A 20,567-nucleotide genomic window follows, 5' to 3' on the forward strand; every position below is an offset into this window, starting at 1 on the left:
GCCGCGGCGCTACTTCCGCGAGGCGTCGCTTGGCGCGTGCCGGGCGGGGGCCGCGGCCTCGTGGGTGGCCTCCGGTGCGCCATCGTGTGCGGCCTCCGGTGCCGACTCGCCGGCGGCCTCGTCGCGACGGCCCAGGCGCTTGTGCCACCAGCGCAGCGCGTGGTCCACACCGACGCCGAGCACGATCGCGAAGACGACGGCGATCCCGGCGCTGAGCAGCGGGTTGTGGTGCAGCCACGGGAAGGAGCTGGCCAGGAGGCCGATGCCCAGCGAGTACACCACCCAGGTCAGGCAGGCGAAGGCGTCGAGCAGGAAGAAGCGGCGGTGCGGGAAGCCCGTGGTGCCGGCGACGTAGTTGACCGCGACGCGTCCCCAGGGGATGTAACGGGCGGTGAAGATCAGCACGGCGCCGCGCTTTTCGAGCTCGTACCGGGCCCAGGCGAAGACCCGCTGCACCTTGGGCTTCCGCATCCAGCGGAAGCGTTCCAGCCCGATCCGGCTGCCCAGCAGGTAGGCCATGTTGTCGCCGGCGATCGCTCCGACCAGGGCCGTCAGGCCGAGGATCCAGAGGTTGGGCTCGCCGCTGTGCCGTGAGTACGCGGCCAGGGCCACGATCAGGGTCTCGCTGGGCACCACCATCGCGAAGCCGTCGACAAAGAAGAAGACCAGCAGGAGGGGATAAATCCACCATTGGCCGGCGGCATGGAGCACGGCCTCATTAATGAACTCCACGCGGGCTGTGCTCCTCGGAAACTGAACGGGTGCGGACAACGGAAAGGGTGCGGAACGGGAGACGTCTCACGCCGTCGTCGACTGGGTGATGTGCATCGCATCCCAGTGTCCCACGACCGGCTCCCCCGGCGCTACGCGGGATCGTCACGGCGCCTTCATCGGGGTTCCCCGGCGGAGCCGGTTCAGGACCAGGTCCACGGCAATGCCGAGCAGGACCGCACAGATGATGGCGATAGTGGCGGCGAGCAGGTGGTTGTGATCGAACCACTGGCCGAAAAACAATCCGATGCCCACGGAGTACGCGCCCCAGAGGACTGCGGAGAGCGCGGTGAGGCCGACGAATTGGGGCCGGGAGTATCCGGTCGCCCCGGCGGTGAGGTTGACGGCAACGCGGCCAATGGGGATGAAGCGGGCCACCATGATCAGCGACGCGGGCCGCTTCCGCAGTTCCCGGCCGGCCCAGGCCAGCGCCCGCTGGGTCCGGTAGCCGCGCATCCAGCGCCAGCGGTCGGTCCCGGCGGAACGGCCGATCGCGTACGCAATGTTGTCCCCGGCGAAGGCCCCGGCGGCGGCCACGGCGAGCAGCAGAACCGGGTTGGGGACGCCGGCGGTGGCGGTGACGGCGGCCAGGCCCACCACCACAGACTCGCTCGGCACCGGTGGGAAGAAGCCGTCGATGAGGCAGCAGGCGAAGACCAGGATGAGAACCCACGGCTGGCCTGCGGCTGCCAGGATGAAGTCGTTGATTGCCTGCACGATTTCCTAACGCACGGCGGGACCCGGTTTCTCCCGGACTGCTGTGCAGCCAGTGTACTGCCGGGTCCCCGCGGTGGTCTTAGGCGATGCGGTCGATGATCAACTGCTGGGCCGGACGGGATCCTTCGGGGGCGATCACGGCGGCGTGCTCAAGCGCTTCCTTGGCCCGCTCGAACTTTTCCGGGGTGTCGGTCAGCAGCGTCATCAGCGGTTCGCCGGCGCGGACGGTGGCGCCGGGCTTGGCGTGCATCCGCACGCCGGCGCCGGCCTGGACCTGGTCCTCCTTGCGGGCCCGGCCTGCACCCAGGCGCCAGGCCGCGACGCCGACGGCCATCGCGTCGAGTTCCACCAGCACACCGTCGGCCTGGGCGTAGATGGTTTCGGATTCCTTGGCCACCGGCAGGGCCGCGCGCGGGTCGCCGCCCTGGGCCTCGATCATCCGGTTCCAGACGTCCATGGCGCGGCCGTCCTTGAGCGCAGCCCGCGGGTCGGCGTCGTGGACGCCGGCGCAGGCCAGCATCTCCTCCGCCAGCCGGACGGTGAGTTCGACGACGTCCTCGGGGCCGCCCCCGGCGAGCACCTCCACGGATTCCTCGACCTCGATCGCGTTGCCCGCGGTGAGGCCCAGCGGGGTGTTCATGTTGGTCAGCAGGGCCACGGTGTTGACGCCCGCGTCCTTGCCCAGGGCCACCATGGTCTCGGCCAGCTCCCGGGCGCGCGCCTCGTCCTTCATGAACGCGCCGCTGCCCACCTTGACGTCCAGCACCAGGGAGCCGGTGCCCTCGGCGATCTTCTTGCTCATGATCGAGGACGCGATCAGCGGGATCGCCTCGACCGTTCCGGTGACATCGCGCAGGGCGTAGAGCTTCTTGTCCGCCGGGGCCAGGCCGGCGCCGGCGGCGCAGATGACAGCGCCAACGTCCTGCAGCTGGGCGAGCATTTCCTCGTTGCTGAGGTCCGCGCGCCAGCCGGGGATCGCCTCGAGCTTGTCCAGGGTGCCGCCGGTGTGTCCCAGGCCGCGGCCGGAGAGCTGCGGGACGGCGACGCCGAAGACGGCCACCAGGGGCGCCAGCGGGAGGGTGATCTTGTCCCCCACTCCGCCGGTGGAGTGCTTGTCCGAGGTGGCCTTCACGCCGCCGTCGGGCCGGCGCAGGCTGGAGAAGTCCATCCGCTCGCCGGAGGCGATCATCGCCGCGGTCCAGCGGGAGATCTCCGCGCGGTCCATGCCGTTAAGCAGGATGGCCATGTTCAGGGCGGCCATCTGCTCGTCGGCGATGGCGCCGCGGGTGTACGCGTCGATCGTCCAGTCGATCTGGGCGGCGCTGAGCGTGCCCTTGTCCCGCTTGGTGCGGATGATGTCGACGGCGTCGAAGGATTCGGTGTTGTTGGCTGTGTTGCTGGACTGAGTCATCGGGTTTCCTCCAGATGTTGGGGGCCAAAGGCGTCGGGCAGCACCTGGTCCATCGTCTTGATGCCCTGGGTGGTCATGAGTTCCATGTCCGGGGCGCGGAATTCGTAGAGCAGCTGGCGGCAGCGGCCGCACGGCATCAGGACGGTGCCGTGCGCGTCGACGCAGTAGAAGGCGCGCAACTGCCCGCCGCCGGTCATCTGCAGGTTGCCCACCAGGGTGCACTCGGCACAGAGGGTGAGGCCGTAGCTGGCGTTTTCGACGTTGCAGCCGCTGACGATCCGCCCGTCCGCGGTAAGGGCGGCAGCCCCCACCGGGAAGGACGAATAGGGGGCGTAGGCGTTCCGCATCGCCGCGATGGCGGCGGCCTCGAGGGCCGGCCAGTCCACCGCAGCGCTGAGGTCCACGGGCTCGACGGCGGGGTTTCCGGTCACGCCCGTCACCCCTTCACGTACGGTATGCCGCCGGCCGCGGGCGGCCTGGACCGTCCGACCAGCCCGGCGACGGCGATCACCGTCAAGGCGTAGGGCAGCATCGCCATGAACTGGCTGGGCACCGGCGAGCCGATGATGGTGATGATGCTCTGCAGGTTGTCCGCGAAGCCGAACAGCAGCGCGGCCAGGAACGCCCCGATGGGGTTCCAGCGGCCGAAGATCATGGCGGCGAGGGCGATGTAGCCGCGGCCGCCGGACATGTCCTTGCTGAACGCGTCCACGGAGACAAGGGTGAAGAAGGAGCCGCCGATGCCGGCGATCGCCCCGCCCATCAGGACATTGATGAACCGGGTGCGGTTGACGTTGATGCCCACCGTGTCGGCCGCCTGCGGGTGTTCGCCGACGGCGCGCACGCGCAGGCCCCACTTGGTGTGGAACAGCCCGACGTAGACCACGATCACGGCGATGTACATCAGGTAGCCCACCAGGGACTGGTGGAACAGGATGGGTCCGATGATCGGGATATCGGCCAGGAACGGGATGTCCACCGCTTGCAGCCGGCCGGGCTTGTTCAGGTGCTCCGGGTCCGCGGTGAGCAGGGTAGAGAACAGGAAGCTGGTGAGGCCGCTGATCAGGACGTTGAGCACGACGCCGACGATGATCTGGTTGACCAGGTACTTGATGCTGACGACGGCCAGGACCAGGGAGACCAGCGCACCGGCGATCGCGGCGGACACCAGGCCGATGTAGACGTTGCCGGTGATGGTGGCGACGACGGCGGCGGAGAAGGCGCCCAGCAGCAGCTGGCCCTCGATGGCGATGTTGACCACGCCGGCCCGCTCGCAGAGCACGCCGGAGAGGGAGCCGAAGACCAGCGGCACGGCCAGGGTGACGGCGCCGGCCATCAGGCCGCCGAGGGAGATGGAGGGTTCGGGGTCGCGTCCGCCGGCGACGATCCAGATCATGAAGCCGACCAGGAAGACGACGGCGAAGAGCCCGCCCACCCAGGCGGGGTGCGGCGGCGCTGCAGGGTCAGCCAGATGGTGTAGCCGGCCAGGGCCAGCAGCAGCACGGAGCAGATCCAGCCGAACACCATCGAGGGCACGGTGATCTTTTCCACCTGCGCGACGCCGAGGGCGGCCAGGCCCAGGACGACGACGGCGGCGATGGTGGTGGCGGGGATCCAGCGGTCCACGGGTCCGCCGTCGCGCCGCTGGCTGATCCAGCGGTAGCCGACGTAGGCCGCGGCGGCGAGGGCGACGGCCAGGGTGATCCAGGCCGCGGCGGAGGAGGCGTTCGGGTCGCGGGCCTCGGCGATCCGGAAGCCCGCGGACTTGGTGTTGGCCAGGAAGCCGAACAGGACGGTGCCGAGGACGGCCAGCAGGCCCAGGCCGATGCCGGCCTTCCAGCTCACCAGCTCGGCCGCGGCCGGGGTTCCGGCCTTGCCGCCGGGGGCGGTGTCGCCGCCCTTCCCGGTGCCCGGCGTGCTGGCCGGGGAGTGTGTGGTGGCGCTCATGCTGCCGCTCCGCTCTTCACGCCGCCGGCGTGCGTGCCGGCGGTCCCACTCGTGGTGGTCTTTTTCTTACGGGGGTTCAGTCCGAAGATCGCCCGCACCAGCGGGGGCGCCGCGATGAACAGCACGATCAGGGACTGGATGACCAGGACGATGTCGATCGGGGTCTGGGTCTGGGCCTGCATGGCCACGCCGCCGGCGCGGAAGGCGCCGAAGAGCAGGCCGGCGAATAACGTTCCCCACGGCGTCGAACGGCCCAGCAGGGCGACGGTGATGGCGTCGAAGCCGATCGAGGCGGCGACGCCACCGGAGAGGTACTTCTCGGTGCCGGAGACCTGGGCGATGCCGGCGAGGCCGGCCAAGGCGCCGGCGATCGCCATCACCAGGATGGTGCTGCGGGCGACGTTGATGCCGGCGGTGCGTGCGGCGCTCGGGTTCGCGCCGACGGCCCGGAACTCAAAGCCGATGGTGGAGCGGTTCAGCAGCCACCAGACGAACACGGTGGCCAGGATCGCGGCCAGGAATCCGGCGTGCAGGCGGAACTGCGGTCCGAGCAGCTCCGGGAACAGGGCGCTGGGGTCCAGGAACGGCGAGATCGGGTTGGTGGAGCCCTTGCGCTGGAACGCCGGTGTGGTCAGCAGGAACAGCAGCAGGAAGTTGGCGATGTAGTTGAGCATGATCGTGACGATCACCTCGTGGGCGCCGGTGCGGGCCTTCAGCAGGCCGACGACGCCGCCCCAGACCGCGCCGCCGACCAGGCCGGCGACGATGACGACGAGCAGGTGCAGCCCGATGGGCAGGTGCCAGGCGAAGCCGGCGTAGGCGCCGAACAGGGCACCGAAGATGATCTGCCCCTGGGCGCCGATGTTGAACAGGCCGGCGCGGAAGGCGAGGGCGACGCCGAGGCCGGCGCAGATCAGCGGCGTGGCAACCGTGAAGGTCTCCGTGATCGGGTACAGCTGGGCGGACAGGTCCGCCCCGGCCCAATTGAAGATCGATCCCTGCACCAGCGCGGTGTAGGGCCGGATGACCTCGGTGAGCAGGTCGCCGGGCTGGGCGAAGAAATACCCGGCCGCGGCGGCGACCTTCGGGTTGGTGACGGCCATCAGGATGCCGCCGAGCACGATCGCGAGCAGGACCGAGAGCACGGAGACCATGGCGTTGCCGGTGAAGATCCGGTGCATCACGGTGCCCTCGCGGTCACCGCCGTGCAGCTGGGTGGCCGCCGGCACGGCCGAGGGCTGCATCTGGCCGCCGGCGGTGTCGAGGGCGACGTCGGAGGCGACGGCCTCGGGGGTGGTCCCGCCGGGCACCTGGGGCTCGGGGTTTGCGCCGCCCGGCGCCTGGGGCTCGGGGGTTGTCTTCTCAGACATGGGTTTCTCCTTCGTGGCCGGCAGGCTCCGGGAGCGCCGTCGTCGTCGTGCCGCTGGGGGCGTGGGCGGAGGCGCTGGCTTCGGCTTCGGCGGCCGGGACGCCGGCCATCATCAGGCCCAGCACGTCGCGGGAGGTGGTGGCGGGCACGATGCCGACCAGCTTGCCGCGGTAGAGCACGGCGATTCGGTCCGCCAGCTGCATGACCTCGTCGAGTTCGGTGGAGACGATCATGACCGGGGTGCCGTGGTCGCGCTCGGCGATGACGCGCTTGTGCACGAATTCGATCGAGCCGACGTCCAGGCCGCGGGTGGGCTGGGAGGCGATGAAGAGCCGCAGCGGGCGGGAGAGCTCGCGGGCCAGCACCACCTTCTGCTGGTTGCCGCCCGAGAGGGTGCCGACGGCGGCGGCGACCGAGGGGGTGCGGACGTCGAATTCCTCGACCTTCTTGGCCGCGTTCTCGGCGATCACGGAGGGTTTCATCCCGACGCCGCGGGCGAACGGGGCCTTGTCGTAGAGGTCCAGGATCATGTTCTCGGCGATGGTGAAGGTGCCGACCAGGCCGTCGAGGGTGCGGTCCTCGGGGACGAAGCCGACGCCGGCGCCGAGGACGTGCTTGACGCTCTTGCCCAGCAGTTCCTCGCCGTCGAGCGTGATCGATCCGGTGACGTGCGGCTGGACGCCGAGGATCGCCTCGGTCAGTTCGGTCTGGCCGTTGCCCTGCACGCCGGCGATGGCGAGGACCTCGCCCTTGGCGATATCGAAGGACAGCCCGTCGACGACGTGCTGGCCGTTGTGGTCGGTCACGGTGAGGTTCCGGACCGTGAAGGTCACGTCGCCGGTCCTGGCGGGAGCCTTGTCCAGGTTCAGGCTGACGGCGCGTCCCACCATGGCGGAGGCCAGTTCGGTGGGTGAGGCGGAGGGATCGGCCTGGCCGACGACCTTGCCGCGGCGGATGACGGTGATGGTGTCCGAGATTGCCTTGACCTCGCGGAGCTTGTGCGAGATGAAGACGATCGACTTCCCGTCCCGCTTCAGCTGCCGAATGATGTCCAGGAGTTCGTCCGTTTCCTGCGGGGTGAGCACGGCGGTGGGCTCGTCCAGGATCAGGACCTCGGCGTCGCGGACCAGGGCCTTGATGATCTCGACGCGCTGCTGGACACCGACGGGGAGGTCCTCGACCATCGCGTCGGGGTCGACGTCGAAGCCGTACTGGTCCGAGATCTGCCGGATCTTCTCGCGCGTGGCGTCCAGGTTCAGCAGCCCGGCGCCCTTGGTGGTCTCGTTGCCGAGGGCCACGTTCTCGGCCACGGTGAAGACCGGGATGAGCATGAAGTGCTGGTGGACCATGCCGATGCCGGCGGCCATCGCCTCGCCCGGATCCTTGAAGACCACGGGCTTGTCGTCGACCAGGATCTCGCCCTCGGTCGGGTCGTAGAGACCGTAGAGGACGTTCATCAGGGTGGACTTGCCGGCGCCGTTTTCTCCCAGCAGGCAGTGCACCTGCCCGGGTTCGACGACCAGGTCAATGTGGTCATTGGCTACCAGGGATCCGAAGCGCTTCGTGATCCCCTTCAGTTCGAGTTTCAAAACCCCAACCAATCTGTCTGTGTAAATGGACTGCTCCGGCGCCGTGGTGGGCGGCAGCGCAGCGGGTGATCCCAGCCTAGTGTCACGGGTGGTTACTGGGCAGGGTGGTGGCCGGGCGGGGCTTCCCCAAAGGCGGTCCGGCGGGGTGCCGGGAGGTCCCGGCAAAACAGAACGCGCTGCCCTTCGGCCGGGTGACGGCGGAAGGGCAGCGCGCCCCGCGGTGTGGTGCTTACTTGGTCGGGCTGGACTTCGACTCGACCTTGACGGTGCCGGAGATGATGTCCTTCTTCAGCTGGTCCAGCTCGCTCTTGAGGTCGGCCGGAACGGCGGAATCCAGGTCGTGGAACGGGGCCAGGGCCACGCCGCCGTTTTCCAGGGTGCCGATGTACGGGGCGGCGTCGAACTTGCCGTCCTTGTCGTCCTTGATGACGGATTCGACGGCGGTGGACATGGTCTTCTGCACGGAGGACAGGATCACGGACTTGTACTCGGCGGCGGTCAGGTAACTCGTCGGAGTCAACCCAGATGAGCTTGGCGTCCTTGCCCTTGGACTTGGCGTCCAGGATGGCGCTGCCGGCGCCGCCGCCGACCGGGCCGGCGACGGGCAGGACGATGTCCGCGCCCTGGTCCAGGAAGCCCTGGGTCAGGACCTTGCCCTTGTCGACCTGCTTGAAGTCGCCGACGAAGGTGCCGTCCTGCTTGTCCTTGTCCCAGCCGAGGAGCTGGACGTTCTTGCTTTTCTTCTGGTTGTAGTACTTCACGCCGTCGGCGAAGCCGTCCATGAAGATGGTGACGGTGGGGATGTTGATGCCGCCGAAGGTGGCGACCTTGCCGGTCTTGGAGGTACCGGCGGCCAAATAGCCGGCCAGGAACGCGGCCTGGGCCGTGTCGTAGACGATCGGCTTGACGTTCTTCGGGAAGGTCGGGTCGTTGTAGTCGATGATCGCGAAGTGGTTGTTCGGGTTGGCGGTCGCGATGGACTTGGTGGCGTCGCCGAGGAGGAAGCCGACGGTCACGGTGAGCTTGCAGCCCTGCTGGACCATGGAGCGGAGGTTCGGATCGTAGTCCGTGTCGGCCTTGGACTGGACGTGCTTCTCGTTGATGCCCAGGTCCTTGGCGGCGTTCTGCAGGCCCTCGTAACCGGACTGGTTGAACGACTTGTCGTCGAACCCGCCGGAGTCGGACACCATGCAGGCGGTGTAGTCGGACTTGGTCGCGGAGCCCGAGGCGTTGGACGAGGACGGGGCGGCACCGCAGCCGGTCAGCAGCAGGGCGGCCGCACCCGCGGTGGCGACGCCGGCCATGGAACCGCGCTTGAGAGTTGCGCGCAGTGAGTTCTTCAAAGTTCCTCCAGGAAGGGGTGGGCGCTACGACGGGGGTTCAATGAGTGTCCGCTTACGGTGTTGCTCCCGAAACACTGTTGTCACTGAGGCGTTCGCAGCACTGCGCCGAGGCGCACTGATTCCAGTTACTTTAGTGGCCTGCACCACGTCGGGTAACACAGTTCACAGCGGTTTCCCAGATTGTTGAGAAGTTGTTACCAACGCACTTCCCTACCCCGCTCCTCCCCTGCCTGCCTTGCCCCCGGGCGCGCAAAGGGCCCCAGACAGTGAGTCCGGGGCCCTTTCGGAGCCGCACGCGGTGCGCGGGCAGGATGTTCGCTTAGATGCGGACGAGCATCTTGCCGGTGTTGGCACCGTCGAGCAGGTCCATGAAGGCCTGCGGGGCGTTCTCCAGGCCATCCACGATCGTCTCGTCGTAGCGGATGGTGCCGTCGGCAATCCAGCCGGAGACCTTCTCGACGAACTCGCCCATGTACTGCCAGTAGCCGCCCACCAGGAAGCCCTTGAGGGTCAGCTGCTTGCCGATGGCCAGCATCAGGTTCCGCGGGGCCGGGGTCGGCTCGGTGGAGTTGTACTGCGCGATGGCACCGCACATGGCGACGCGGCCGCCGACGTTCATCACCGAGAGCGCGGCCTCGAGGTGCTCGCCGCCGACGTTGTCGAAGTAGACGTCGATGCCCTTCTCCCCCGCGGCGTCCTTGAGCAGGTCGCGGACCGGGCCGTCGTGGTAGTTGAACGCGGCGTCGAAGCCGAGCTCGAGCAGGCGGGCAACCTTCTCCGGGGTGCCGGCGCTGCCGATGACCCGGGAGGCGCCCATGGCCTTGGCGAGCTGGCCCACCAGGGAGCCGACGGCGCCGGCGGCACCGGAGACGAACACGGCGTCGCCGGGCTTGAAGTCGGCGACCTTCAGCAGGCCGGCGTAGGCGGTCAGGCCGGTCATGCCGAGAGCGCCGAGGAAGACCGACGCCGGGGCGAGGTCCGTGCGGGCCGGCGAGGTGGCGTCGGCATCCAGGACGGCGTATTCACGCCAGCCGAGGCTGTGCACGACGGTGTCGCCGACCTTGCGGTCCTCGGAGCGGGAGGCGATGATCTCGCCGACGGCGCCGCCCTCCATGGCCGCGTCCAGGGCGAACGGCGCGGAATAGGACTTCACGTCGTTCATCCGGCCGCGCATGTACGGGTCGACGGAGATGAAGAGGTTGCGGACCAGGACCTGGCCGTCCTGCAGCTCCGGCAAGGCCGACTCGGCCAGGCGGAAGTTCTCCGGCACGGGGCGGCCGTGCGGGCGGGAGGCCAGCTGGATCTCGCGGGTGCTGGTGGGAATGGTGGTGTTCTCGGTGCTCATGCGGCGACCTCCATGATGGTGATGTCTACGGTGATGTTGCCACGGGTGGCGTTGGAGTAGGGGCAGACCTCGTGGGCCTTGGCCACGAGCGCCTCGGCGGTCTCGCGGTCGACGGCGGGCAGAGCGATCTCGAGTTCGGCGGCGATGCCGTAGCCGGCGCCGCCGTCCAGGGCACCGAGGTGGATCTTCGCGGCGACCGCGGAATCGGTCAGGTCCGCCTTCTGCTGGCGGCCCACCAGGCGCAGGGCCGAGTGGAAGCAGGCAGCGTAGCCGGCGGCGAAGAGCTGCTCCGGGTTGGTGCCCTCGCCGCTGCCACCCAGCTCCACCGGGCTGGCGAGCGTGACGTTGAGCTTGCCGTCGTTGGTCTGGGCGTTGCCGTCGCGTCCTTCACCGGAGGCGAGGGCCTCCGCCGTGTACAGGGTTTTCATGGGGATCCAATCTGTCGGGGTGGGGAAAGTCTTTGGTGTGGACCTGGCAACGGGCCGGATGCCGTCAGTGGCCGGGGTGCAGGGCCGCGGCCAGCCGGGTCAGGGTTTCGCGGAGCTGGTCCAGCTCCGCGGCGGACAGTCCGGCGGCGTCGGCCAGTCGCTGCGGAATACCGGCGGCGCGGGCGCTCAAGGCTGCGCCGGCGTCGGTCAGGAAGACCTCGACCCGCCGCTCATCCTCGGCGGACCGGCGCCGTTCCACGAAGCCCAGCGCCTCGAGCCGCTTCAGCAGCGGGGACAGCGTGCCCGAATCCAAGCCGAGCTCCTCGCCGAGGTCACGAACGCTGCGTGGCTGGTCTTCCCAGAGCACCATCATGGCCAGGTACTGCGGGTAGGTCAGGCCCAGCTCCTCCAGCATCGGCCGGTAGGCCGCCGTCGCGGCGCGGGAGGCCGAGTACATGGCGAAGCACACCTGCCTGTCGAGGCGGGGCACATCGAGGCGGGGCGCCTCGGGCCGGTTCACGGCGTCGGAAGTCTCTGCGGAAGCGGGCATGGTTCCACCGTACGCATCTTTTCAATTGTGCGCAACTCAGTTGTGCACAACCTAATGCCGCGACCGGGGCCGCCCGCGAAATTTCCCCGGGTTCGACGTCGTCCTGCGGCCTGTCCTTGGGATCCGACGGCGCGTCGCGGCGCCGGGGAGGCGAAGGTGGGGAATTCCGGCGCGGAAGCCAGACGGTGAGGCGGAGGCGCTACTGCTGCTCGAGGTCCCGGAGGGTGCGCAGGGCCGCTGCGGTGAGGACCCGGATGCCCAGGCCCAGGGCGCGCTCGTCCAGGATGTAGTCGCCGCGATGCAGGTCGTACTCCTCGCCGCCGGGCGCCTTGGTGCCCAGCCGCATCATGGCCCCGGGCAGGTCGGCCAGGAACCAGGCGAAGTCCTCCCCGCCCATGGACTGCGGGGTGAGCACCACGGAGCTCTCGCCGATCTCGGCGCGGGCGGAGGCCTCGATCAGGGCCGTCTCGTGCTCGGAGTTGACCACCGGCGGGACGCCGCGGGTGTGCTCGAGGTGGACGTCTACGCCGTAGGGTGCGGCGATCTGCTGGACCACCTCGTCGAGGATCCGGCCGGCGCTGTGCCAGGCGTCCCGGTCCAGGCAGCGCATGGTGCCGGCCATGTAGCCGCTGGCCGGGATGGCGTTCGGGGCGGCGCCGGCGGAGATGTGGCCCCACACGACGGAGACGCCGCTGCGGACGTCCACTCGGCGGGACAGGACGGCGGGGACGTTGATGGCGATCTGGGCGAGGGCGAAGACCAACTCCTCGGTCAGGTGCGGGCGGGAGGTGTGGCCGCCGCGGCCGGAGAGTTCGATCTTGATGGTGTCCGAGGCGGAGGTGATGGCGCCGATGCGGGTGCCGATCTTGCCCACCTCGATCCGCGGGTCACAGTGCAGCGCCAGGATCCGGGGCACACCCTCCAGGACGCCCTGTTCAATGCAGGCGTGGGCGCCGCCGGGCATGGTTTCCTCGGCCGGCTGGAAGATGATCCGGACCGTCCCGCCCAGCGGGAGGCTTCGTGCATGCGCTGCAGGACCAGGGCGATGCCGAGCATGGTGGTGGTGTGCACGTCGTGGCCGCAGGCATGGGTGACCCCGTGGTTCTTGGAGGCGAACTCCAGGCCGGTTTCTTCGATGATCGGCAGCGCGTCGATGTCGCCGCGCAGGGCGGTGGCGATGGGTCCCTCCCCCACGTCCACGGTCAGGCCAGTGCCTTCCAGGCGCCGCGGCTTCAGCCCGGCGGCCTCCAGCCGGCTGGCGAGTTTGTCCGTGGTGCGGAATTCCTTGAAGGACAGCTCGGGGTGCGCGTGCAGGTCACGGCGGAAGTCGATCAGTTCCGGCAGGAGGGGCTCCAGCCAGGGTTCCACGCGGGTGGTGGGCTCGGCCTCGGTAGTGTAATTGCGCACTCAATCACTGTAGCCACAGTCCAAAAAATAGCGGCATCCCGGACGGCGCATTACGCACCGCCGCCCGGGTACCCATCGGGTCCCGGGCGGCAGTGAATGCGCAGGTCAGCGGCGCTAATGCGCGGCTTGGCTAGAGGACGTCCGTGTCGCCGCTGGCCTTGAGGGCGTCGACGGCGGCCTTGACCCGCTGCGAGTGGGCCTTGGTGGTGACCAGCAGGGCGTCCGGGGTGTCCACGATCACGACGTCCTTGATGCCGATCAGGGCGATGACGCGCTTGGTGTCGGTGACCACCACGCCGCTGGCGTTTTCGGTGAAGACCCGGGCGCCGGCGCCGATCACGGTGACCTCGTCGACCTCCTTGGCACTGTTGAGCCGGCCCACAGAGGCGAAGTCCCCGACGTCGTCCCAACGGAAGGTGCCGGGCACGACGGCGACGTCCCCGGCCTCGGCGGCGGGCTCGGCCACGGCATAGTCGATGGCGATCTTGGGCAGCGTGGGCCAGACGCGGGCGGTGACCTCGTCACGCAGCGGGGTGTCCCAGGCCTTGGCGATCTCCTGCAGGCCGGCGAACAGCTCCGGCTGGTTGGCCTCGAGGTGCTTGAGCATCAGGGACACAGGGGCGACGAACATGCCGGCGTTCCAGACGTACTCGCCGCTGTCCACGTACTGCTGGGCGACGTCCTCGCTGGGCTTCTCGACGAACTCCACCACCGTGTGGGCGCTGGGGGCGTTCGGGACGCTCAGCTGCTCGCCGGCGCGGATGTAGCCGAAGCCGGTGGAGGGGTGCGTCGGCTTGATGCCGATGGTGACGATCTTGCCGTAGGCGGCGGTGTAAATGGCCTCGCGGACGGCGTCCTGGAACAGCTCGTCGGGGCTGATGACCTGGTCCGCGGCGAAGGAGCCCATGATGGTGTCCGGGTCGCGCTCGTAAAGGATGGCGGCGGCCAGGCCGATCGCGGCGCCGGAGTCCTTCGGCTCGCTCTCGAGCACCAGGTCGGCGTCATGGATCTCGGGCAGCTGGCGGCACACGGCCTCGCGGTGGGCGTTGCCGGTGACGACCAGCATCCGGCTGCCGGCCAGAGGCTCCAGGCGGTCGTAGGTGGCGCGCAACAAGGTGCTGCCGGACCCGGTGAGGTCGTGCAGGAACTTCGGGGCCGCGGCGCGGGACAGCGGCCAGAGGCGCGTCCCGACACCCCCGGCCGGGATCACCGCGATGAAACGGTCCAGGGGCGAATCCGCGGCAGCATCATGCGGCTCGAGGCCGGTCACATTATCAGTATTCATCACGGCCACTCTAACCGACACCCGCTCCACAGCCCCGGATCACTGACCTCAAATTGGCCCGCAACGCCAGCGAATGTGGCGTTCGTCTCAAAACCGGGCAAAAACAGCGGAAGGTCCCCTCGGTGCCGCCGCCCTGAATTGAATAAGCTGACAGCGAAGCCTAGATTTAGGCTTGAGCTTACGAGTGCTCTCGCAGCAGGCGTTCCCCCGCGTGGATCCCATGCCAGCGCCGCTGTGTTGCAGGGAGGTTTATTCAGTGCCGACAAAACCAGCTGGCACCTTGTACCGCGGCCGTGAAGGCATGTGGTCCTGGGTTGGACACCGCGTTACCGGTGTAGTGATCTTTTTCTTCTTGTTGGTCCACGTGCTGGACACGTCGTTGGTGCGTGTGTCCCCGGAGGCGTACACCGCCGTGATCGGCGCTTACAAGAACCCCCTCATGGCCCTGGGTGAAACGGGCCTCGTCGCGGCGATCGTGTTCCACGCCTTCAACGGCCTGCGGATCATCGCCGTCGACTTCTGGAAGAAGGGCGCCAAGTACCAGCGCCAGATGCTGTGGACGGTTCTGGCCCTCTGGGTCATCGTCATGGTCGGCTTCTCCATCCGCCACCTGTCCCTCGCCCTCGGAGGTCACTAGCCATGAGTGCAACGCAGATCCAGAGCCCGCGCTCCGGCAAGGTCGGCGCGGGCCGCGTCGCCCCGAAGTACAACCGCAACGGTTCCTCGAAGGGCAACTTCGAGATGCTGGCATGGCTGTTCATGCGGCTCTCCGGCGTCGTCCTGGTGGTCCTCATCTTCGGCCACCTGTTCGTGAACCTGATGGTCGGCGAAGGCATCCACGCGATTGACTTCGGCTTCGTCGCCGGCAAGTGGGCTGACCCGTTCTGGCAGGTCTGGGACCTGGCGATGCTGTGGCTGGCTATGCTGCACGGCAGCAACGGTGTCCGCACCATCATCAACGACTACGCCGAGAAGGACGCCACGCGCCTGTGGCTGAAGATCGTGCTGTACGCGGCCGCCGCGGCGATCGTCATCCTCGGCACCCTGGTGATCTTCACCTTCAACCCCTGCCCCGTGGTCGACGGCGTGCAGCTGCCCGGCGGGTTCTGCCCCACCCCGTAGCCGCCCCGGTCCCCGGCCGCTGAGTCCTGCCTGCCCGTCGGGCAGGAACAGTGCGCCCCACCGTCCTGGTCTCGCCGGCGGTGTTCACAGCGAATTTTGAGAGAAAGAGCATCTGGTATGCAGGTCCATAAGTACGACGTCGTCATCGTCGGCGCCGGTGGCGCGGGCATGCGCGCAGCGATCGAATCCGGTCAGCGCGCCCGAACAGCGGTACTGACCAAGCTTTACCCCACGCGCTCCCACACCGGCGCGGCACAGGGCGGCATGTGCGCCGCCCTGGCCAACGTCGAGGAAGACAACTGGGAATGGCACACCTTCGACACCATCAAGGGTGGCGACTACCTGGTTGACCAGGACGCCGCCGAGGTCATGGCGAAGGAAGCTATTGACGCCGTCCTGGACCTCGAGAAGATGGGCCTGCCGTTCAACCGCACGCCCGAGGGCCGGATCGACCAGCGCCGCTTCGGCGGCCACACCCGCGACCACGGCAAGGCCCCGGTCCGCCGCGCCTGCTACGCCGCCGACCGCACCGGCCACATGATCCTCCAGACCCTCTACCAAAACTGCGTCAAGCACAACGTTGAGTTCTACAACGAGTACTACGTGCTGGACCTGCTGACGGTCGAGGAAGATGCGGTCCGCGAGGACGGCACCCCGTACAAGCAGAAGCGCGTTGCCGGCGTCGTGTCCTACGACCTGGCCTCCGGCGAACTGCACGTCTTCCAGGCCAAGTCGGTCGTGTTCGCCTCCGGCGGCGCCGGCAAGGTCTTCAAGACCACCTCCAACGCCCACACCCTTACCGGTGACGGCATGGGCATCGCGTTCCGCCGCGGCATCCCCCTGGAGGACATGGAGTTCTTCCAGTTCCACCCGACAGGCCTGGCCGGCCTGGGCATCCTGCTCTCCGAGGCCGCCCGCGGCGAGGGCGCGATTCTGCGCAACTCCGAAGGTGAGCGCTTCATGGAGCGCTACGCCCCCACCATCAAGGACCTGGCACCGCGTGACATCGTGGCCCGGTCGATGGCGAACGAGGTCCGCGAGGGCCGCGGCTGCGGCCCGAACAAGGACTACGTCCTCCTGGACCTGACGCACCTGGAACCGGCGCACATCGACGCCAAGCTCCCGGACATCACCGAGTTCGCCCGCACCTACCTGGGCGTCGAGCCGTACACCGAGCCGGTCCCGGTCTTCCCGACCGCGCACTACGCCATGGGCGGCATCCCCACGAACATCAGCGCCGAGGTCCTGCAGGACAACGACACGATCATCCCGGGCCTCTACGCCGCCGGTGAGGTCGCCTGCGTCTCCGTCCACGGCTCCAACCGCCTGGGCACCAACTCGCTGCTGGACATCAACGTCTTCGGCAAGCGCGCTGGCGTCGCCGCCGCCGAGTACGCCAAGACCGCCGACTTCGTGGAACTGCCCGCGGATCCGGAGGCCTACACGCTGAACCTCCTGGAGCACGTCCGCACCGCCAATGGCACCGAAAAGGTGGCCCAGATCCGCAAGGAACTGCAGGACACCATGGACGCCAACATGCAGGTGTTCCGCACCGCCGACACGCTGAACCAGGTCCTGAAGGACATCGCGTCCTTCGAGGAGCGCTACCAGCGGATCAACGTCCAGGACAAGGGCAAGCGCTTCAACCTCGACCTGCTCGAGGCCGTGGAGCTGGGCTTCCTGCTGGAGCTGGCCAAGGTCATGACCGTGGCGGCCCTGCACCGCGAGGAATCCCGCGGCGGACACTTCCGCGAGGACTTCCCCGAGCGCGACGACGAAAAATTCATGAAGCACTCCATGGCGTACAAGGATGAGCACGCCCCGGCGGACGGTTCCGCCGAGGCGATCGCCGGCATCCGGCTGGCTACCAAACCGGTGGTCTTCACGCGCTACGAGCCGATGGTGAGGAAGTACTAAGATGACCGCTGAACTCGCTGAGCCAGCCTCCAAGATCGAACTGCCCGCCGGCGTCGGCGGCGGCGGGGACATCCCGTCCTTCGACGTGACGCTGCGCGTGCGCCGCTACAACCCCGAGGTCTCCGAGGAGGCCACCTGGGATGACTTCCAGGTCACCATGTACGGCACCGACCGCGTGCTGGACGCCCTGCACAAGATCAAGTGGGAGCAGGACGGCAGCGTCTCCTTCCGCCGGTCCTGCGCGCACGGCGTCTGCGGCTCCGATGCCATGCGCATCAACGGCCGCAACCGCCTGGCCTGCAAGACCCTGCTCAAGGACCTGGACACCTCCAAGCCCATCACGGTCGAGCCGATCAAGGGCCTGCCGGTCGAAAAGGACCTGATCGTGGACATGGAGCCGTTCTTCCAGTCCTTCCGCGAGGTCATGCCGTTCCTGATCAACCGCGGCCATGAGCCCACCAAGGAACGCCTGCAGTCCGCCGAGGACCGTGAGCGGTTCGACGACACCACCAAGTGCATCCTGTGCGCCGCGTGCACCTCGTCCTGCCCGGTGTTCTGGACCGACGGCCAGTACTTCGGCCCGGCCGCGATCGTCAACGCGCACCGCTTCATCTTCGACTCCCGCGACGATGCCGGCGACATGCGCCTGGAGATCCTCAACGACAAGGAAGGCGTGTGGCGCTGCCGCACCACCTTCAACTGCACCGAGGCATGCCCCCGCGGCATCCAGGTCACGCAGGCCATCGCTGAGGTCAAGCAGGCCATCCTGTCCCGCAAGGTCTAAGCACCGCTGAGCCCTCGCGGGCACAGCAGCACCACAACGACGGCGCCTTCCACCTTTGGGTGGGGGCGCCGTCGTCGTTTTCCCGCCCCCTCCCCCTCCCCCACCTCAACCGTCTCCGTCGAAAGGCCCCCGTGTCCCGCTCCGAAAAAGTCACCTTCGAAGGTTCCACCGGCGAACTGCTCTCCGGGGTCATCGACCTGCCCGAAGGGCCGGTGAAGGGATGGGGCGTGTTCTCGCACGGCTTCACCCTGGGCAAGGACAGCCCGGCCGCCTCCCGGATGTGCAAGGCGCTGGCGGACAACGGGGTGGGCATGCTGCGCTTCGACAACCTGGGCCTGGGCGGCTCCGCGGGCGAATGGTCGGCCGGGTCCTTCAGTCACAAGGTGGCGGACACGGTCCGGGCGGCGGAGTTCATGCGTGCCTCCGGGCGGCCGGTGTCGCTGCTGGTGGGCCACTCCTTCGGCGGCGCCGCCGTGCTCGCGGCGGCGCACAGCATCCCGGAACTGGATGCGGTGGCCACGGTGGGAGCGCCGTTCTCACCCAAGCACGTGGCCCACGTCTTCGACGCGGCCCTGGACCGGATCCTCAGCGAGGGCAGCGCCGAGGTGGACCTGGGCGGCAAGCGGGTGGAGATCCGCCGGCACTTCGTGGAGGACCTGGAGAACGCGGACCTCACCGACTGCATCCACCGGCTGCACAAGCCGCTGATGGTGCTGCACTCCCCCACGGACAGCACGGTGGGCATCGAGAATGCCAGCAGCATCTTCCAGACCGCCCGGCACCCGCGGAACTTCGTCTCCCTCGAGGGCTCGGACCACCTGCTCACCGGCAAGGGGCAGGCGGCACGGGCGGCGAAGATTATTTCGGCGTGGGCCGATCAGTACCTCGACGCCGGAAACTAGCCGGCGCCCGCCGCGGGCGGACGCGCGGCTCGGCGGGGGTCCGCCCGGGCTGGACCTGGCGGGCACCCCAGCCGAGGGTCTTATCCGCCGGGCCGGCGGATCGATCTGATTCGCGCACCGCGGACCAGGAGGCGGAGACCAGGTAGACCTGGCTGACCAGGTTGAACCAGACCAGCAGCCCGATGATGATGGCGAAGGGGGCCAGGATCGGGTTGCGGCCCGAGCTGGCCAGCAGCTGGGTGCTGAAGAACTGCAGCACCGTGGTGCCGGCGGCGGCCATGATGGTGCCCTCCAGCAGCGCCCGCCGGGACAGCCGCACCCCGGCCGCCACCCGGAACATGATCAGGGCAGTCCCCCAGGCCAGCAGCAGGGGCACCACGATGGTCACCGACGTGGTCAGCGGACCGGCCAGCAGCGGGTCCAGGTGCAGCAGGCCGGCCACCCAGTCGGCGGCGGTGCCGAACACCAGGGAGGCGCCCGCGCTGACCACCAGGGCGGCGCCGAGCAGCAGCAGGGTTCCGGCGTCGCGCAGGATCTGCAGCACGGGCAGGATGGGCCGCGGGCCGAGTTGCATCATGCCGCGGACGCCGTCGCGGACCCCGCTGATCCAGCCGAGCGCGGTGAACACGGTGACGGCGGCGGCGATGAGGGCGGTCCAGCCGAGGTTGGACGGGTTGAGCAGCTGGTGCGGGTCCACCAGGCCCGGGCCGCCGTTGACCTTGAGCAGGCCGGGGGCGGCGCCGGCGACGCTGCGGATGATCTGTTCCAGCAGGGCGGGCTGGCCGTTGAGGATCAGCCCGGCGAGGGAGAATCCGGTGGCCAGCAGGCCGGTGATGGAGAAGAACATCCGGAAGCCGATACCAGCGCTCAGGAGCGGACCGCGCTGGAGGTTGTAGTGCATGAACGCCCGCTGCGGACGGAAGGTGTTGATCTTCGCGAACAGCAGCGGCAATCCCGCCAGGACGTTGCCACCGGAGCGGCGTGCCTTGACCCAGTCCATCCGCTTGTGGATGACCTCCAAGCGCAGCCCGGGCAGGTCCGTGGGTGCGGGTGGGCTAGCGGGGGCCTTCTGGGGCGCCTTCGCCTCGGTGGTGGTCACGTTCGCTGCCAAAGTCCAGTTCTTCCCGTAGCTGCCAGATGCCGTTGTCATCGTGCTCGTAAAGACCCATGCTAGCCACCGGGAAGCTGGCCCTGTAATCCTTCAGCGCCGTTTCGGCCTCATCGAGGCTTTCCGGGGCGACGTCGTGGGCCACCGTGACGTGCGGGTGGTAGGCGAAGGGCAGCTCGCGCTCCAGCGGGCCGCGCTGCAGCTGCCGGTGCAGGTTCACGCACTCGCCGAAACCCTCCTCCACCTTCAGGAACACCACCGGGGAGACGGGACGGAAGGATCCGGTGCCGGCAATCGTGACCGTGAAGGGCTCCTGCCGGCCGGCGACCTCGCGGACGTGCCGCCGGGTGGCCTCCCAGTCCCGGGTGGTGGTGGTGGTGACCAGCGTGATGTGGGCGGGCACCGTGGCGGCCAGCGGGTCCCCGAAGGAGGCCCGCCAGCGCCGCAGCTCCTCGGCGATCCTGGGCGGGAAGCCCAGGATCACACCGATGCTGATGCCGTCCTCCGAAGCGTGCATGTCCTGTCCCGCGGGCGCAGCCGCCGAGGGGGCGGTGCCGCCGGTGTCCCGGGAC

The 20,567-nt window shown here is 68.7% G+C and carries 17 protein-coding genes and 3 pseudogenes; 5 read left to right on the plus strand and 15 right to left on the minus strand.

Annotated elements, in window-relative coordinates:
* Positions 1–9 precede the first annotated feature (9 nt).
* The 13 genes and pseudogenes from ACRQ5B_RS01725 to ACRQ5B_RS01785 form a co-directional block, all read right to left on the minus strand.
* Positions 10–732 (minus strand): DedA family protein, encoded by a 723-nt coding sequence (locus ACRQ5B_RS01725; RefSeq protein WP_432396318.1) that lies wholly within the window; start codon positions 730–732, stop codon positions 10–12.
* Positions 733–876: 144 nt separating this feature from the next.
* Entirely contained in the window at positions 877–1,488 is a 612-nt protein-coding gene (locus ACRQ5B_RS01730; RefSeq protein WP_432396321.1) for a DedA family protein, read from the minus strand.
* 79 nt (positions 1,489–1,567) lie between these two features.
* Positions 1,568–2,899, minus strand: a complete 1,332-nt coding sequence (locus ACRQ5B_RS01735) for a thymidine phosphorylase (RefSeq protein ID WP_432396324.1) — start codon at positions 2,897–2,899, stop codon at positions 1,568–1,570.
* On the minus strand, positions 2,896–3,339 hold the full coding sequence (locus ACRQ5B_RS01740) for a cytidine deaminase (protein WP_412882400.1): 444 nt from the start codon (positions 3,337–3,339) through the stop codon (positions 2,896–2,898). Before ACRQ5B_RS01740 ends, ACRQ5B_RS01735 begins: the two co-directional genes overlap by 4 nt.
* Positions 3,336–4,846 (minus strand): annotated as a pseudogene (locus ACRQ5B_RS01745) (ABC transporter permease). The gene ACRQ5B_RS01740 and the pseudogene ACRQ5B_RS01745 overlap by 4 nt, the downstream one beginning before the upstream one ends.
* Positions 4,843–6,216 carry an ABC transporter permease gene (locus ACRQ5B_RS01750; protein WP_432396327.1) on the minus strand — a complete coding sequence of 458 codons (1,374 nt, stop codon included), beginning with the start codon at positions 6,214–6,216 and terminating at the stop codon, positions 4,843–4,845. The pseudogene ACRQ5B_RS01745 and the gene ACRQ5B_RS01750 overlap by 4 nt, the downstream one beginning before the upstream one ends.
* Positions 6,209–7,804: an ABC transporter ATP-binding protein gene (locus tag ACRQ5B_RS01755; RefSeq protein ID WP_432396330.1), complete on the minus strand. Its 1,596-nt coding sequence runs from the start codon at positions 7,802–7,804 to the stop codon at positions 6,209–6,211. The genes ACRQ5B_RS01750 and ACRQ5B_RS01755 overlap by 8 nt, the downstream gene beginning before the upstream one ends.
* A gap of 229 nt (positions 7,805–8,033) precedes the next feature.
* Positions 8,034–9,147, minus strand: a pseudogene (locus ACRQ5B_RS01760) (BMP family lipoprotein).
* Between the two features lie 319 nt (positions 9,148–9,466).
* Positions 9,467–10,492 (minus strand): NADP-dependent oxidoreductase, encoded by a 1,026-nt coding sequence (locus ACRQ5B_RS01765; RefSeq protein ID WP_432396332.1) that lies wholly within the window; start codon positions 10,490–10,492, stop codon positions 9,467–9,469.
* Positions 10,489–10,920, minus strand: coding sequence for an organic hydroperoxide resistance protein (locus tag ACRQ5B_RS01770; protein ID WP_290258853.1), 432 nt, complete (start codon positions 10,918–10,920; stop codon positions 10,489–10,491). The genes ACRQ5B_RS01765 and ACRQ5B_RS01770 overlap by 4 nt, the downstream gene beginning before the upstream one ends.
* 64 nt (positions 10,921–10,984) lie before the next feature.
* Entirely contained in the window at positions 10,985–11,470 is a 486-nt protein-coding gene (locus tag ACRQ5B_RS01775) for a MarR family winged helix-turn-helix transcriptional regulator (RefSeq protein WP_432396336.1), read from the minus strand.
* Positions 11,471–11,669: 199 nt separating this feature from the next.
* A pseudogene (locus ACRQ5B_RS01780) lies at positions 11,670–12,877 on the minus strand (amidohydrolase).
* Positions 12,878–13,007: 130 nt separating this feature from the next.
* Positions 13,008–14,162 (minus strand): mannose-1-phosphate guanylyltransferase, encoded by a 1,155-nt coding sequence (locus ACRQ5B_RS01785; RefSeq protein WP_290258850.1) that lies wholly within the window; start codon positions 14,160–14,162, stop codon positions 13,008–13,010.
* A 256-nt stretch (positions 14,163–14,418) separates the two neighbouring features.
* Between ACRQ5B_RS01785 and sdhC the strand changes: the two genes are divergently transcribed.
* From sdhC to ACRQ5B_RS01810, 5 genes are all read left to right on the plus strand, one after another.
* A complete protein-coding gene (sdhC, locus tag ACRQ5B_RS01790; RefSeq protein ID WP_412882392.1) occupies positions 14,419–14,799 on the plus strand; it encodes a succinate dehydrogenase, cytochrome b556 subunit in 381 nt (126 codons plus the stop codon).
* A 2-nt stretch (positions 14,800–14,801) separates the two neighbouring features.
* On the plus strand, positions 14,802–15,284 hold the full coding sequence (locus tag ACRQ5B_RS01795) for a succinate dehydrogenase hydrophobic membrane anchor subunit (RefSeq protein ID WP_412882391.1): 483 nt from the start codon (positions 14,802–14,804) through the stop codon (positions 15,282–15,284).
* A gap of 117 nt (positions 15,285–15,401) precedes the next feature.
* A complete protein-coding gene (gene sdhA, locus ACRQ5B_RS01800) occupies positions 15,402–17,201 on the plus strand; it encodes a succinate dehydrogenase flavoprotein subunit (RefSeq protein ID WP_412882390.1) in 1,800 nt (599 codons plus the stop codon).
* A 1-nt stretch (position 17,202) separates the two neighbouring features.
* On the plus strand, positions 17,203–17,985 hold the full coding sequence (locus ACRQ5B_RS01805; RefSeq protein ID WP_432396342.1) for a succinate dehydrogenase iron-sulfur subunit: 783 nt from the start codon (positions 17,203–17,205) through the stop codon (positions 17,983–17,985).
* A 131-nt stretch (positions 17,986–18,116) separates the two neighbouring features.
* On the plus strand, positions 18,117–18,887 hold the full coding sequence (locus ACRQ5B_RS01810) for an alpha/beta hydrolase family protein (RefSeq protein WP_412882389.1): 771 nt from the start codon (positions 18,117–18,119) through the stop codon (positions 18,885–18,887).
* Here the strand turns inward: ACRQ5B_RS01810 and ACRQ5B_RS01815 are convergent.
* Entirely contained in the window at positions 18,844–19,998 is a 1,155-nt protein-coding gene (locus tag ACRQ5B_RS01815; protein WP_432396345.1) for a YihY/virulence factor BrkB family protein, read from the minus strand. The genes ACRQ5B_RS01810 and ACRQ5B_RS01815 overlap by 44 nt on opposite strands.
* Positions 19,943–20,512: a 2'-5' RNA ligase family protein gene (locus ACRQ5B_RS01820; RefSeq protein WP_412883227.1), complete on the minus strand. Its 570-nt coding sequence runs from the start codon at positions 20,510–20,512 to the stop codon at positions 19,943–19,945. Before ACRQ5B_RS01820 ends, ACRQ5B_RS01815 begins: the two co-directional genes overlap by 56 nt.
* Positions 20,513–20,567: the final 55 nt, after the last annotated feature.

Source organism: Pseudarthrobacter sp. L19 (assembly GCF_050859435.1).
Classification (GTDB): Bacteria; Actinomycetota; Actinomycetes; order Actinomycetales; family Micrococcaceae; genus Arthrobacter.

Bases quoted from the DNA above. Each gene is read 5' to 3' on its own strand.
- ACRQ5B_RS01785 (WP_290258850.1), bottom strand. From the start codon at position 14,162: ATGAATACTGATAATGTGACCGGCCTCGAGCCGCATGATGCTGCCGCG.
- ACRQ5B_RS01805 (WP_432396342.1), top strand. From the start codon at position 17,203: ATGACCGCTGAACTCGCTGAGCCAGCCTCCAAGATCGAACTGCCCGCC.
- ACRQ5B_RS01775 (WP_432396336.1), bottom strand. From the start codon at position 11,470: ATGCCCGCTTCCGCAGAGACTTCCGACGCCGTGAACCGGCCCGAGGCG.
- ACRQ5B_RS01770 (WP_290258853.1), bottom strand. From the start codon at position 10,920: ATGAAAACCCTGTACACGGCGGAGGCCCTCGCCTCCGGTGAAGGACGC.
- ACRQ5B_RS01735 (WP_432396324.1), bottom strand. From the start codon at position 2,899: ATGACTCAGTCCAGCAACACAGCCAACAACACCGAATCCTTCGACGCC.
- ACRQ5B_RS01765 (WP_432396332.1), bottom strand. From the start codon at position 10,492: ATGAGCACCGAGAACACCACCATTCCCACCAGCACCCGCGAGATCCAG.
- sdhA (WP_412882390.1), top strand. From the start codon at position 15,402: ATGCAGGTCCATAAGTACGACGTCGTCATCGTCGGCGCCGGTGGCGCG.
- ACRQ5B_RS01795 (WP_412882391.1), top strand. From the start codon at position 14,802: ATGAGTGCAACGCAGATCCAGAGCCCGCGCTCCGGCAAGGTCGGCGCG.
- ACRQ5B_RS01820 (WP_412883227.1), bottom strand. From the start codon at position 20,512: ATGCACGCTTCGGAGGACGGCATCAGCATCGGTGTGATCCTGGGCTTC.
- ACRQ5B_RS01750 (WP_432396327.1), bottom strand. From the start codon at position 6,216: ATGTCTGAGAAGACAACCCCCGAGCCCCAGGCGCCGGGCGGCGCAAAC.